Source organism: Actinomyces mediterranea, from assembly GCF_900155595.1.
Taxonomy (GTDB): domain Bacteria; phylum Actinomycetota; class Actinomycetes; order Actinomycetales; family Actinomycetaceae; genus Pauljensenia; species Pauljensenia mediterranea.
This window is the reverse complement of record NZ_FTPB01000003.1, coordinates 142,269-155,165: the sequence shown is the minus strand read 5'-3', so window position 1 is coordinate 155,165 and position 12,897 is coordinate 142,269. Positions and strand designations below refer to the sequence as shown.

The following is a 12,897-nucleotide window of genomic DNA, read 5'->3' as shown; positions in this document are numbered from 1 at the left end:
CCAATTCAGACTGTGGGAGCACCGCCCCGCCGAATTGGCGACTGCCAACAATTATGAAAGGGTGGTGCACCTCTCATCCAGTCTGGAATGATAGGGGCACCGTTGGTCCAGAGGAGGAATCGTGACCGCAACAGGAAAAAGCAGCCTGTACCCAGCAAAATCAACAGGTCGCCCATCGAAGATCGCCATCATCGGGGCTGGTGCAGTCGGCACAGCAGTCGCCTACGCCTGCGCGATGCGCGGAGACGCCCGCAACATCGTCCTACAGGACATCAATAAAGCGAAGGTAGAGGCCGAAGCCCTCGACATCGCCCATGGCATTCAGTTCACCCCCTGCGGCAGCGTCGAGGGCTCTGACGACGTCGAAATCGTCCGCGGCTCCGACCTCGTCATCATCACAGCGGGCGCCAAGCAGTTACCCGGCCAGTCGCGCCTCGAACTGGCGGAGTCCACCATCGGGCTCATGAAGAAGATTGTTCCGAACCTGCAGAATGTCGCTCCCGACGCGCGCTTCATGTTTATCACGAATCCCGTTGACGTCGTCACCTACGCGGCTCTGAAGATCACCGGCCTGCCGCGCAACCAGGTCTTCGGTTCGGGAACCGTCCTCGACACCTCGCGTCTGCGCTACCTCGTCTCGCTGCAGACGGGCGTCGCCACGCAGAATATCCACGCCTACATCGCTGGCGAGCACGGCGACTCCGAGGTTGCCCTGTGGTCCTCAGCGGAGATCGGCAACATCCCCCTGACCCGCTGGGGTCAGACGGTATCGGGCGTTCCCTTCGACGCCGACCTTCGCAAGAGCATCGCCGAAGAAGTCGTCCAATCCGCCTACAAGATCATCGAGGGTAAAGGCGCGACTAACTACGCCATCGGTCTGGCGGGCGCCAATATTGCCTCCGCTGTGCTGCGCGATGAGAACCGGGTTCTCACAGTGTCCACGCTCCTCGAGAACTGGGAGGGCATCTCCGACGTCTGTATGGCCGCGCCGACCCTCGTCGACCGCAATGGTGCGGGCCGCGTGCTGTGCCCGCCGCTGACCCTCGACGAGCGCGACGGTCTGACCGCCTCGGCGGCCCGCCTGCGCGAGGTGGCTAGAAACCTCGGTTTCTGATTCCCCGACGAGTATCGGCGCCCCGACACCGGATGTGTCGGGGCGCCGATGCGCAGAGAATGGGTTCTACAAGGAACGGATGACGGTGACGACCCGGCCGAGGATGGTCGCCTCATCGCCGGGGATGGGCGCGTAGACGTCGTTGCGGGGCAGGAGCCAGATGTGGCCGTCCGCCCGCGAGAGCACCTTGACGGTTGCCTCGCCATCGATCATCGCGGCGACGATCTCTCCGGGTGATGCCGTGTTCTGCGAACGCACGACGACGAAGTCGCCGTCGAGGATCCCGGCATCGACCATGGAGTCGCCGCTGACCTCCAGCATGAACAGGTTCCCGTGACCGGTCAGGCGGGTAGGCAACTCGAAGACGTCCTCGATGTACTGCTCGGCGGTGATGGGCGCTCCGGCCGCGATCCTGCCGACCAGGGGAATGGAGGAGGTGTCCTCGTCAACGAGACCCGCGGGCACGTCGATAGTGACGACCCGCGCCTGCGGCTGAGGCTGTGCCTTATGCGGGGGGGTGAGGGAGAGTTCCTCGCGCGCCTGATCGGATAATTCGAGGGCGCGGGGCAGGCCCGGGGAGCGCTGCAGGTATCCGTTGCGCTCGAGGGCGTCGAGGTGGTGTTTGACCGTCGACGGGGAGGCGAGGCCAACGCGTGTCGCGATTTCACGCACCGACGGGGGGAAGCCGTGCGAGGAGACCTCTTCGTGGATGAGACGGAGGATCTCTTGCTGGCGGGGCGTGAGCCCTTCGTGCTGGTTCATGGGGCCTCCTCGAGGTCGGTGCGGACGCAAATGCCTATGCCCTCTGTTCCACTGTCGGGGTCAGATTAAACGAATCTGATGCGCAGATGAAACATTTGTTCGAGCGGGTCTCGACATCGCCTGTGCACCATGATATCGTACAGATGTTCGACGAACAGGTGTTCGAGCGCAGTGAAGGAGATATAGTGATGAGTGCGAATGCTGTAATGACCGGCTCATACGTTGAACGCCGCCCCGAGCGGCGCATCCTTACACCTGTTCCGCAATGGTCCCAGGGGGATGTCCGCTCCATCGATTCCGCCCCCTCCTTCCAGCGGCGCCGCGCCGCCCTCATCGCGGAACCGCCGTCGATGCGCCGCAAGCCCGCCTGTGTCAGGACGCGCGCCTCGCGTCATTCCTCGCCCGTCTCCGTCATTGCGGGCGTCCTCGCCATCATCGCCGTCACCGCCGGAGGATTCTGGCTCGGCACCCTCGCCCAGCCGAGCGCCTATTCGGGTCCGACACGCACCCACTCCGTCACTCCGGGCGAATCCGTGTGGAGTATCGCCCAGGGCATTACAGGAGGTTCCTCCCTCGAACAGACGGTCATCGATATTGAAACGCTCAATAGTCTCGACGGCGGCCTCGCAGTCGGGGAGCGCATCGTCGTGCCCGTGTACTGAAAGCGCGGTCATGCGCTCAAATAGTCCCGAATAATGGGGCGATTGAGTCGTGTGTTACCAATGATGCGTCTGAACCGTGTAGCGTTATGGAGTGCACTGCCCGTTCTGCCATAACCCCGATTCCAGGGTCGTTGATACGCGGATCGCCGACGATGGCGCCTCCATCCGGCGTCGTCGCGAGTGCACTGCATGCAAGAAGCGCTTCACGACGCTCGAAACATCATCATTCCAAGTCGTCAAACGCTCCGGCGTTGTCGAACCCTTCTCACGGGACAAAGTCGTCTCCGGCGTCAAACAAGCATGCCAAGGGCGACCCGTCTCCGACGACGACCTCGCGATCCTCGCCCAACAGGTTGAAGAGCAGTTGCGCACCGCAGGCGTGTCGAATGTGTCCTCCGACGAAGTGGGCAAGGCCATCCTGCCGTTCCTTCGCGACCTCGATGAAATCGCCTACCTGCGTTTCGCATCCGTCTATCAGGCGTTCAATAGCCTCGAAGACTTCGAAGCTGCGATTGCCCGCCTCAAAGGCCGACCAGTCGCCAAACCCGCCCAAGCGCCCAAACGGCGCAAGAAGAAGCAAGCACCGCTGGAGACGGCGCCCACCCTCCTCGACTCGTGATCTACGAGTCGCGCCTCGCGGTGAACTGGCGGATCTTCGACGCCGCACTGTCCGCAGCATCCATCACCTGCTCGCGCACCTTCTTGCGCATCACCTTGCCGAGCTGACTTCGCGGCAGTTCCGTCATCACCACCAGCTGGCGGGGCAGAGCATAATGGGACAGCGACTTCTCCGCCCATGAGCGCACATCCGTCAACGTGATCGATGCGCCCGCCTCCAAGACGATCGCGGCAACGACATCTTCACCGGTGGAACCCGCGGGAATGCCGATCACGGCGACGTCGCGGACCCCGGGCATTGAGCGCACGGCCTCTTCGACCTGACTCGGGTAGACGTTGAAGCCGGAGGCGTTGATCATCTCTTTGCGCCGATCCGCCATGTAGATGTAGCCGTCTCGCACCTGAACGAGGTCGCCCGTGCGCAGCCAATCCTCGAACATCGTCTCCTCAGTCTCCTCGGGGCGCTCCCAATAGCCGGAGAACACCTGGGGGCCGCGGGCGATGAGCTCGCCGATCTCGCCCTCGTCGACATCGCGCGACGGATCCTCCGGATCGACGATCCTGATCTCGGTGGATGGGAAGGGCAAGCCGAGGGAGCCCGGTCGGCGCGAGGGCGACAGGGGGGATCCGAGAATGATAGGGGAGGCCTCCGTCATCCCGTAGCCCTCGATGAGCAGGCCGCCCGTCGCCGCCTCCCATTGGTCGGCGAGCTCGCCCGACAGCGGCATGGCGCCCGACAATGAGAAGGTCATTGACGACAAGTCTGTATCGAGCTGCTCCGCCATCGCGAGGAGCCGTTCGTACATCGGGGGGACGCCGAGGAAGAAGGTGCACGGCAGGCGTTTTTGACTCGTCAGGATTATCGTCGTGTCGAACTTGGGGAAGAGAGCGATCGTCGCGCCGAGGCGCACGCCCGCGAACAGGCCGATGGTGAAGCCGAAGGCGTGGAACATGGGGAGCACGCAGTAGAAGACCTCTGCGCCCTCGTGCAGGACCGGAACCCATTCGATGGACTGCGTGACATTCGCGAGGATATTGCGGTGTGTGAGGCACGCGGCCTTCGGAACGCCCGTCGTTCCACCCGTGTGGATGAGCAGCGCGGGAGCCGACGGGGCGACGGGGCAGTCGCCGCGCCAGATCGGGCTGCGCGCTGCCTCTGCGTCCCAAGACTTCGTCCACGCCGGTGCGCGGGCGGACAGCGCCTCGCGCTTCTCCTTCGCGGATGCGACGGGCAGGCGCAAGAGGAACTGGCTGGTGCGGGGCAGGGCGCGCGTCAGATCCATCGAGAAGACGAGGGCCCTTCCGCGCAGGAAGGAGAGCTTCTCGATGGACTTCTCCCAGGCGACGGCGACGCGGGCGCCGTGGTGGGAGAATTCGTCTTCAAGTTCCTGTGCGGGGGCGAGGGGATTGTGCTCGACGACGACTCCGCCGATGAGCATGGTTGCCAGGATCGCAACGACGTGCTGAGGACAATTCGGCATGATGAGCCCGACTCGGTCGCCGGGAGATACGCCCGCCTTGGACAGGACCATCGCCCCCTGTCTGACCTGTTGGACCAGCTGCGCGTATGTCGTCGAACGGGAGAAGAAGTCGAGGGCGACGCGGTCGGGATAGCGCCTGGCGACCTCCTCGAACATCTGGGGGATCGTCTGATCCGGGACTTCGACCGTTGCGGCGACGCCGGGTGCGTATTGGCTGCGCAACTGCTCAGTCAGGGTCACGTCAACCTCCGAAGAGTCGGCAATGAACTTCCTACGCTTCCGTAGGTTACCCCCTCGCAAGAGCGTTCGCCCTGCTATTGACGGATCACAGGCGAGTCGTCGTCAAACGGATCGTGTCCGGCTGAGAGCGGATCGCGTCCAGCGCATCGACGGGCAGCTCCGAATTAATGTCGGTGAGCACGTAGCCGATCGTGCCCGCAGTGGAGAGGATCTGGCCGCCGATATTGGCGCCGGTCTGCGCGAATAGGTTGTTGACCCGTGCCAGGACGCCAGGCGTATTGCGGTGGATGAGGCGAATCCGGTAACGCGACTCATCGGTGACCGCCAGCTGCAGATTCGGCAGGTTGACACTCATATCCGTCGACCCGGTGTGCTCGAAGTCGCAGATCTTCGACGCGACGAAACGACCGATGTCGTACTGAGCCTCCTCGGTGGAGCCGCCGATATGCGGTGTGAGGATCACATTGTCGAGTGTGGCCAGCGGCGAGGAGAAGGGATCACCATTCTTATTCGGCTCCTCAGGGAACACATCAATGGCGGCGCCCGCGAGGTGACCGGAGACGAGGGATTCGTGGAGGGCGTCAATGTCGACGACGTGCCCGCGCGACAGGTTGATGAACAAAGCGCCAGGCTTCATCATCGCGAATTCGCGCGCACCGATGAGATTCGTATTCGACGCCTTGCCGTCGACGTGGATGGAGATGACATCCGCCTCGCGAAGTACGGACTCCATCGTCGGCATCTGCGTCGCATTTCCGAGGGCGAGCCTTTCGGCGACGTCGTAGAAGATGACATTGAGGCCCATCGCCTCGGCGAGCACCGACAGCTGAGTTCCGATCGAGCCGTAGCCAATGATGCCGAGGGTGTGCCCGCGCACCTCATGCGCCCTGTCGGCGGACTTGTCCCAAATGCCCCGGTGCAGACGCGAGTTCTTCACGGTGACGCGGCGCGTCAAGTCAATGATCTCGCCGATGGCGAGTTCGACGACGGAACGGGTATTCGAATAGGGGGCGTTGAAGACGCTGATTCCAAGCTCGGTCGCAGCGGCGAGGTCGATCTGGTTTGTCCCAATGCAGAACGCCCCGATCGCCTGCAACTGCGGGTGCGCCTCCAAGACGCGGCGCGTCACCGTGGTCTTGGACCGGATTCCGAGATAGGTCATCCCCTCCAGCGCGGTGATGAGCTCATCCTCATCGAGAGCGCCCTTAATGCGAACCGTTTCGATGCCCTGGCCCGTGAAGACATCGTCAGCAACCTTATGGGGATTCTCAAGAAGCAGTGCACGCGTCATGTGCCCCATGGTGCCAGAAGCTGAGGCATTGATGACGCAGGTGACCGGCCAGCGGATGAGTCTACTGCCAGTCGTCCATCCCCGGAGGCAAGGGCGCTGAATGTACGACCGTGACATCGTGAGTCGCCCTCGTCAATGCGACGAAAAGATCACCCGGGCCGTCGGCGAGGATCTCCGCGGGTTCAACGAGGACGACCGAGTCGAACTCCAGACCTTTCGAGGCTCCGGCCGTCAGCACGGCGACCCGCTCATCGAGGCCCTGCGCTCCCGACGAGTCGGCCTGCCAGGCGAGGCCGCGTCGATGCCCGACGATGACGCCGATGCGCCCCCGGCCCGGACCCGACTCCTCGTCGAGCCTCGCACCGGCGCGCGCCACCGCATCATGGACTGCGCCCCATAGGGGGTCTGAGCCGCGCCCGCTCGCGTCGGCGGGGCCGGGGACGTAGAACACCGCGTAACAGCCGTCGACATCGCGCACAGCCGTCAGTGGATGCAAGACGGGTTCACCGATGCGGGCCATCACCCCTTCGGCAATCCTCGTCAGCGTTCGGGGCGTGCGGTAGGAAACCGTGAGGACGAACTCCTTGTCGAAAGCGCGGGCAGCGGGCCCCAGGGCCTGCTCCCACGTCGTCGGACGATTCGCGCCCCTGCGCTGATCGAGGTCGCCGACGACGGTGAAGGAGCGGGCGGGGCAGCGGCGCAGCAGGGAGCGCCACGCCATCGGGGACAGGTCCTGGGCTTCGTCGACGACGACGTGCCCGTACGTCCATGCGCGATCCGTCGTGGCCCTCTCCGCCAAAGGCGCCCACTCATTGCGGTCCGAAGTCGCGGCGGCGAGCATCGCCGCAGTGACGATGCCCCCGCCCAGGCCCTGCGCGTCGATCGCCTCTTGCGCGCGGGCCACGTCATCATTTACGGACGCCGACGGAGACGATGAAGCGGGCAGCGGGCCGAGAAGTTCTTCGAGCTCGTCGAGCAGCGGCACATCCGCTGCGGTCCACGCCCCGCTTCGCCGCTCAACGAGGGCGAGCTGCTCGGCACTGAGGGGAGAACCGGCCTGTTCATTCACCGCGGCGAGCAGAGTCGGGCGGGCGTACAAGCGCGACAGGAGGGTCGTCGCACTCGTCGGCATCCACGCCAGGTTGATCGCTCGGCGCGCGTCGATCGAATCGCGGATCTCTGCCATCCACGTGCGCCGTTCCTCTCCCGACACGGCCCCCGACGCGTCGGCGTCGCCCGACTGGGCGGCCAAGCGATTCGCCAGAATCTCCATGAGCTCAAGGGCGAATCCCTCGCGGGCCCCATTGTGGGGGCGATGGGAACGGCGAGCGTGGCGCAGCGCTTGTGCCACATCGTGCGGGTGGAGCGTCACTTGCCGGTGCCATACCGTCAGCGTCACCGGTTCATCGGGGACGCGGGGGAGGGACCTGACCGCCTGCTTGAGCAGGTTCGCCCACCCGGCGGCGCCCTTCGCGTCGGCGACCTCGAGAGAATCGGAGCACTGTGCGCTGATCCCCGGGAGCAGGTCGGCCATGGTCGTCGATACGACACCCGTCTCACCCAGGGATGGCAGGACCTGTTCGATGTAGCGCAAGAAAATCCGTGACGGGCCGATGAGCAGCACTCCCGAGCGTTCGAGGCGTTCGCGCTCGGCGTACAGTAGATAGGCGATGCGGTGCAGCGCCACAGCGGTCTTGCCGGTCCCCGGGCCACCCTGCACAACGATGAGGCCGCGCTGGCGGGCGCGGATGACGCGGTCCTGTTCTGCTTGTATCGTTGCGACGATATCGCCCATCCTGCCATCGCGCGCTTTGCCCAGGGCCGACATGAGGGCGCCCTCGCCCTGAAGATCGAGGCCGGAGCCGCCGCTCGCGTCGAGCAGCTCGTCCTCGACGGCCAATACGCGCCGCGCGCGCGTCGTGATGTGACGACGCCTGACCACCGACAGCGGGGTGACGGCGGTCGCCTGGTAGAAGGGCATCGCCGCGGGGGCCCTCCAGTCGATGAGCAGGGGGGTGCCGGATTCGCGGGACAGAGAGACCCTGCCGATGTGGTGGACTTCGCCGTCGGTCATGTCGAGGCGTCCGAAGACGAGGCGGTCCTCTACCCCTTCCAATCTGGCGGCCACATCTCCCAGGTGGGAGGAGATGGCGTCTCGCTCGGTCCACGCCTGGGCATTGCCGACTCCGTGCGTCGCGTGGGCTCGGCGCTGGCGCTCGCGGTAGGAATCGCGCAGGGTATCGAGCCTCGCGTATGCGGAATCAACGAAATCCTGTTCAGGCATCGCCTGCGTCGAATCCGACGTGTCGGGCTGGTCTGCCATTCGACTACTCCACTGGGATCTGAAATGGGGCCATTCATTGTGCCCCATCCGACTCGAAGCGCCCAGCGGGTGACACAGCGTGGACGGGCGCTACGCCGTCGGCAAAATGCGGGATTCGGACGAGCCGAAAGGGGCTGGGCCGGGTAGCGTTGAGACAGGAGGAATAAGGAGTCGACTGTGCACGGAGGAGGAGATGGAGATGCGACCAGACGACGAGCGCCTGTTCGAACGCGGAAACACTGAGGACATCCATGCCCGGATCCTCGTCACCCACTTCTCCGGCGCGATGGACGCCGGTATTGCGGGGCGTATGGCGATCTCGCAGATGCTGCGCTCCCTGTCCGTCGAGAGAATCCTCACATTCGACTCCGATCAGTTCATCGACTACCGCTCGCACCGGCCGATCATGACTATCCAGGACTGGGTGACCTCCGATATGGAGATGCCCGAGATCGTCATTGATCGCGTCCTCGACGACCTGGGGAACCCGATCCTCGTACTCCACGGTCCCGAGCCGGACGCCAGGTGGGAGTCCTTCGCGCGCATCATCACCGAGATTGCGAAAGAGGCGGGGGTGGAGATCTCCGTGTCCCTGCACGGCATCCCCTCGGGGGTGCCCCACACGAGGCCGACCCCTGTGCACTTCCAGGCGACGGACTCGTCGCTGATCCCCAGTCAACCGCGCATGGCGAATATCATGCAGTTCCCCGCGCCGATGACCTCCTTCCTTCAGACGCGCCTGTCCGAAGAGTCGATCTCGGGCCTCGCCCTGCTCGCCGCAGTGCCCTTCTACACCTCTGACTCCCCCTACCCGGCGGCGTCATCCGCGCTGCTGACGACCCTGTCGGATTTCGCGGACCTGTCGCTGCCCGTCGGCGATCTCGAACAGGGGGCTGCGGAGGATCAGGGGACGATCGCCCAACTCGTTGCGGCGAACCCGGAGATCATGCACACCGTGGAAGCTCTTGAGAAGCACTACGACGCGTGGACGGGCGGAGCAACCTCTATTCCCCTAGGCACCCTGGGAGGGCGCGACACTCAGGAGGAGAGCAAGGACTCGAAGGACATCGGCGATGTCATCGAGGCCTACCTGGCGAATATCACCCGCCTCGAACAGGGCGAGGACGAAGTCCGAGTCGACGAGGTCGAAGTATTCGACGAGGAAGACCCGCTTCAGGCGGCCCTCAGACGCGTCGAGTTGCGCCGTGCCGACCCCGAAGCGGCCCGCGGAATGGCGGCGCCGCGACACCGCGCGGCGGCGGAAGAGACCTCCGCCGCGGACGCCGACGCGGAGGATCCGTCGGGCACGGACGCCGCTGACTGAACTGGCGACCGATCAGCGACGACGCGCACCGATCACGCCGGAGCAACATCGAACAGCGGCCGCGCACCCGCGCACCACTTGCCGAGGGCGGCGCCACTGGTGGCGCGCGCCGGAAGCGGGAGCCTGCGCAACTCCCGGTCGAGGTCGGCGATGGGGTAGGCGCCCGCAGGCGCCTTATGGGCGACGATGACGACATTGCCGCGTCGGCCCGACCGTCCCACCTTCGGGTCGGCGATGGTGACGACGCCGGGGAAGACCTCCCGCAGCGACACCGCCTCCCGCCGTGCGTCCTCGCCCGCTCCATGCGCAGCATTGACGATATACAACCCGGAGTCGCGGAGGCGATCGCAGGCGATTTGTGCGCATTCGACGGTCACCAGATGATCGGGGACCCGCCCCGCATCGAACGCGTCCCTGACGATGATCTGACACGATTCGCGGCGCAGGGACTCCAATACCTCTCGGGCGTCGCCGACGCGGATCGACAGGGCGGAGGAGCGGGGCAAATCCAACCAGTTCCTCACCCCGGCGGCGAGCGCCGCGTCGATCTCCACCACGGTCTGGCGCGAGCGGGGGAAGAGGAGGGACCACGCAGAGGGCAGCGCACATCCGGCGCCCCCCAGGTGAATTACGCGAATCGGCTGGTCTGCGTCAAAAAGGCATTTCACGGCGCAGGTCATGTGCTGCATGTACTCGAATTCGAGTTGTTCGGGGCGGGCGGTGTCGATGCAGGAGGATTCAATGCCTTCGAGGAACAGGGTCGCCCTCGTCCCCTCCCAGCGGATCTCCACCGTCCCCGAGTCGACCTCGTAGAACTCCGATCCGCGTGTTCGCCTGGCCATGAGCCCATGGTAGTCGGCGCTCGTCGGCCTGAGTCATACTGGATGCCGGGAGGTGTCCACGATGTCGAATGCGCCGCGCGATCAGCGCGCCAGGCGTTCCTGGGGCGATGATGATTCCCTGACGCCGATCCTCCACGTCGACATGGACTCCTTCTTCGCCCAAGTGGAGATTCAAGAGGACCCGTCGCTTGCGGGGCGGACCGTCATCGTCGGCGGGCGGGGGAATCGGGGAGTCGTCACCTCGGCGACCTACGATGCGCGCGCCTACGGGGTGCGTGCCGGTATGCCGATCTCCCGAGCGAGGGCGCTGTGCCCCACGGCCCTCGTCGTGCCCGGTCACCACGGCCTCTACTCCCACTACTCGGCCAGGGTGATGACGATACTGCGCGAGATCACGGACAAGGTGGAGCAGCTCAGCGTCGATGAGGCCTTCCTCGATGTTGCGGGCGCTCGCAGGCGGCTCGGCACCCCCGTCACCATCGGACGCCTCATCCGCTCCAGGATCCGGGACGAGGTCGGCCTGCCCGCCTCGGTGGGCATCGCAGCAGTCAAATCCGTCGCGAAGATCGCATCCGCCCACGCCAAACCCGATGGGCTGCTGCTCATCCCCCACGACCAGACGACCGCCTTCCTCCACTCCCTACCCGTCGGGGCACTGTGGGGCGTGGGAGCGGTGACCCGCAGGCGCCTCGACACCGAGGGCATCGACACGATCGGGGATCTTGCCCACACCGACCTGGCCAGGCTGTCGCGGCTCCTCGGCGCCGCCCACGCCCATCAGTTGCACAATCTTGCATGGGGGATCGACCCCCGTCCTGTGCAACCAAGGGGCGATGAGAAGTCCGTGGGAACCGAGTCCACCTTCGACGAGGACATCATCGACCGTCGGGTCATTGACCGCTTCCTCCTCATCGCCTCCCATGCCTGTGCGCGACGCCTGCGCTCGGGGTCGATGGTCGCCTGGACCGTCGTCCTCAAACTGCGCGGCGCCGACTTCCACACGATCACCCGCTCAACGACCCTGCACACGCCGACGGATGTCGGGCGCACAATCTTCGAGGCAGTCCGCCTCCTCTTCGCCGCCGAGAGTATGCCCGCAGGGGGAGTGCGCCTGTGCGGAGTGCGCTGCGAGGGCCTGCAATCCCGGCTCGACGGGGTCGCCGTCACCCTCGACAGCGACGAGAAGCCGCTCGCATCGGAGCGGGCGATGGACGAGGTGAGTCTCAGATTCGGGCGTGACGCTCTGCGCCCAGCGTCGCTGCTGGGGCCGCGTGATGAGCCCGAATCGCATTGAGACGGGCACAGCCACTAGACTTGAGACAGTGAACGGATGAGAGGAGGAATTATGGCCCTGTCGGACTATGAGAAACAGGTACTCGACGAGATGGAGGCGCAGTTCCGCAGCGTCGACCCGGACTTATCGAAACAGATGGCCAGCGCGCAGACCTCCTCGAGAGCAGGGATCACGCTGTCGGTGCGCCGCATCGCAGTCGGAATCGTCATCGCCGTCATCGGACTGGGAGTGCTCGTCGCAGCCGTCTCTCTCGGTTATTCACTGTGGTCGATCCTCCTCGGAGTCCTCGGATTCGTCCTCATGGTCGCAGGGATCTGGTTCGCACTGTCCTCCCCGAAGAATGCCGCCGCCAATGGTTCGCGCCCGGGCGGCGGATCTCGAAAGCCGAGCGCTTGGTCACATTTCATCGCCGACCAGGAGCGCCGCTGGGAGGAACGCCGCCGCGACGACTGAGAACGGGTGTCGCCCTCACCTCCTCCCAGAATGAGGACGCCGCCGGGGAGCCGCAACGCAGCGGCTTTATCTCAACACATGATGACAACGCGTTCCCTCCGCTGGTGGTGGCTCAGCTGACAGGCGAGCCGCTCATCACGCATATACGGAACCACTCACGAGCTCGCCGTCAGGCGGGCTCTTCTTGTGTCCCACGAGAGGCGGGTCCTGACTCCAACGACAAGGACCCTCATGACTCACGGGCAACCGGATCTTGCAACGAGATCCATTCGATACCGGACCGACGCAGGGCGCCTCCTCGAAAGACTCGTCAGAGCCGGACTCGTCCCCACCGAGGGCGCACGCCCTCGCGCAGGCCCTGAAGATCGTCCGCGATACCCCTGCGGATGCCCCGCGCCCCATCTGCTCGTTTGCCTGTCGGGTCGCGGCGATAAGGGCCTCGAGCAGGTGCGGATGCGCCTGGGCAGCTCCTTCAGGGAGTAGTCCGTCGTCG

At 65.1% G+C, this 12,897-nt stretch carries 12 protein-coding genes; 7 read left to right on the top strand and 5 right to left on the bottom strand.

All coding sequences use genetic code 11. From position 1 onward, the window contains the following. Window positions 1-121 precede the first annotated feature (121 nt). A complete protein-coding gene (locus BQ7471_RS01825; RefSeq protein WP_129583306.1) occupies window positions 122-1,114 on the top strand; it encodes an L-lactate dehydrogenase in 993 nt (330 codons plus the stop codon). A 66-nt stretch (window positions 1,115-1,180) separates the two neighbouring features. Here the strand turns inward: BQ7471_RS01825 and lexA are convergent, their stop codons facing one another. Beyond that, entirely contained in the window at window positions 1,181-1,876 is a 696-nt protein-coding gene (gene lexA, locus BQ7471_RS01820; protein ID WP_076463781.1) for a transcriptional repressor LexA, read from the bottom strand. Window positions 1,877-2,064: 188 nt separating this feature from the next. On the opposite strand from lexA, the gene BQ7471_RS10980 reads away from it, so the two are divergent. Beyond that, entirely contained in the window at window positions 2,065-2,538 is a 474-nt protein-coding gene (locus tag BQ7471_RS10980; RefSeq protein ID WP_129583305.1) for a LysM peptidoglycan-binding domain-containing protein, read from the top strand. 91 nt (window positions 2,539-2,629) lie between these two features. After that, window positions 2,630-3,157, top strand: coding sequence for a transcriptional regulator NrdR (gene nrdR / locus BQ7471_RS01810; RefSeq protein WP_076463779.1), 528 nt, complete (start codon window positions 2,630-2,632; stop codon window positions 3,155-3,157). A 1-nt stretch (window position 3,158) separates the two neighbouring features. On the opposite strand, the gene BQ7471_RS01805 is transcribed toward nrdR, so the two are convergent. The 3 genes from BQ7471_RS01805 to BQ7471_RS01795 all read right to left on the bottom strand — a co-directional run bounded on the left by BQ7471_RS01805 (window position 3,159) and on the right by BQ7471_RS01795 (window position 8,491). After that, the gene (locus BQ7471_RS01805) at window positions 3,159-4,877 is read right to left on the bottom strand and encodes an AMP-binding protein (RefSeq protein ID WP_076463778.1); all 1,719 of its coding nucleotides are present in this window, start codon (window positions 4,875-4,877) and stop codon (window positions 3,159-3,161) included. Between the two features lie 85 nt (window positions 4,878-4,962). Continuing rightward, window positions 4,963-6,168, bottom strand: a complete 1,206-nt coding sequence (serA, locus tag BQ7471_RS01800; RefSeq protein ID WP_076463776.1) for a phosphoglycerate dehydrogenase — start codon at window positions 6,166-6,168, stop codon at window positions 4,963-4,965. Between the two features lie 61 nt (window positions 6,169-6,229). Continuing rightward, window positions 6,230-8,491: a HelD family protein gene (locus tag BQ7471_RS01795; protein WP_076463775.1), complete on the bottom strand. Its 2,262-nt coding sequence runs from the start codon at window positions 8,489-8,491 to the stop codon at window positions 6,230-6,232. Window positions 8,492-8,690: 199 nt separating this feature from the next. Here BQ7471_RS01795 and BQ7471_RS01790 point away from each other — a divergent pair, with 199 nt between their 5' ends. Then, entirely contained in the window at window positions 8,691-9,815 is a 1,125-nt protein-coding gene (locus BQ7471_RS01790) for a proteasome assembly chaperone family protein (protein WP_076464371.1), read from the top strand. A 32-nt stretch (window positions 9,816-9,847) separates the two neighbouring features. On the opposite strand, the gene BQ7471_RS01785 is transcribed toward BQ7471_RS01790, so the two are convergent. Further along, complete coding sequence (locus tag BQ7471_RS01785) at window positions 9,848-10,657, bottom strand: spermidine synthase (protein WP_076463773.1); 810 nt, start codon at window positions 10,655-10,657, stop codon at window positions 9,848-9,850. Between the two features lie 61 nt (window positions 10,658-10,718). On the opposite strand from BQ7471_RS01785, the gene dinB reads away from it, so the two are divergent. The 3 genes from dinB (at window position 10,719) to BQ7471_RS10975 (ending at window position 12,887) form a co-directional block, all read left to right on the top strand. Then, on the top strand, window positions 10,719-11,951 hold the full coding sequence (gene dinB, locus BQ7471_RS01780; protein WP_076463772.1) for a DNA polymerase IV: 1,233 nt from the start codon (window positions 10,719-10,721) through the stop codon (window positions 11,949-11,951). A gap of 51 nt (window positions 11,952-12,002) precedes the next feature. Further along, window positions 12,003-12,404 carry a DUF3040 domain-containing protein gene (locus tag BQ7471_RS01775; RefSeq protein WP_076463770.1) on the top strand — a complete coding sequence of 134 codons (402 nt, stop codon included), beginning with the start codon at window positions 12,003-12,005 and terminating at the stop codon, window positions 12,402-12,404. A 231-nt stretch (window positions 12,405-12,635) separates the two neighbouring features. Beyond that, on the top strand, window positions 12,636-12,887 hold the full coding sequence (locus BQ7471_RS10975; RefSeq protein ID WP_129583304.1) for a hypothetical protein: 252 nt from the start codon (window positions 12,636-12,638) through the stop codon (window positions 12,885-12,887). Window positions 12,888-12,897: the final 10 nt, after the last annotated feature.

Coding starts and splice junctions, on each gene's coding strand:
- lexA (WP_076463781.1), bottom strand. CDS start 1,876: ATGAACCAGCACGAAGGGCTCACGCCCCGCCAGCAAGAGATCCTCCGT.
- BQ7471_RS10980 (WP_129583305.1), top strand. CDS start 2,065: ATGAGTGCGAATGCTGTAATGACCGGCTCATACGTTGAACGCCGCCCC.
- serA (WP_076463776.1), bottom strand. CDS start 6,168: ATGACGCGTGCACTGCTTCTTGAGAATCCCCATAAGGTTGCTGACGAT.
- BQ7471_RS01795 (WP_076463775.1), bottom strand. CDS start 8,491: ATGGCAGACCAGCCCGACACGTCGGATTCGACGCAGGCGATGCCTGAA.
- BQ7471_RS01790 (WP_076464371.1), top strand. CDS start 8,691: ATGCGACCAGACGACGAGCGCCTGTTCGAACGCGGAAACACTGAGGAC.
- BQ7471_RS01785 (WP_076463773.1), bottom strand. CDS start 10,657: ATGGCCAGGCGAACACGCGGATCGGAGTTCTACGAGGTCGACTCGGGG.
- dinB (WP_076463772.1), top strand. CDS start 10,719: ATGTCGAATGCGCCGCGCGATCAGCGCGCCAGGCGTTCCTGGGGCGAT.
- BQ7471_RS01775 (WP_076463770.1), top strand. CDS start 12,003: ATGGCCCTGTCGGACTATGAGAAACAGGTACTCGACGAGATGGAGGCG.
- BQ7471_RS10975 (WP_129583304.1), top strand. CDS start 12,636: ATGACTCACGGGCAACCGGATCTTGCAACGAGATCCATTCGATACCGG.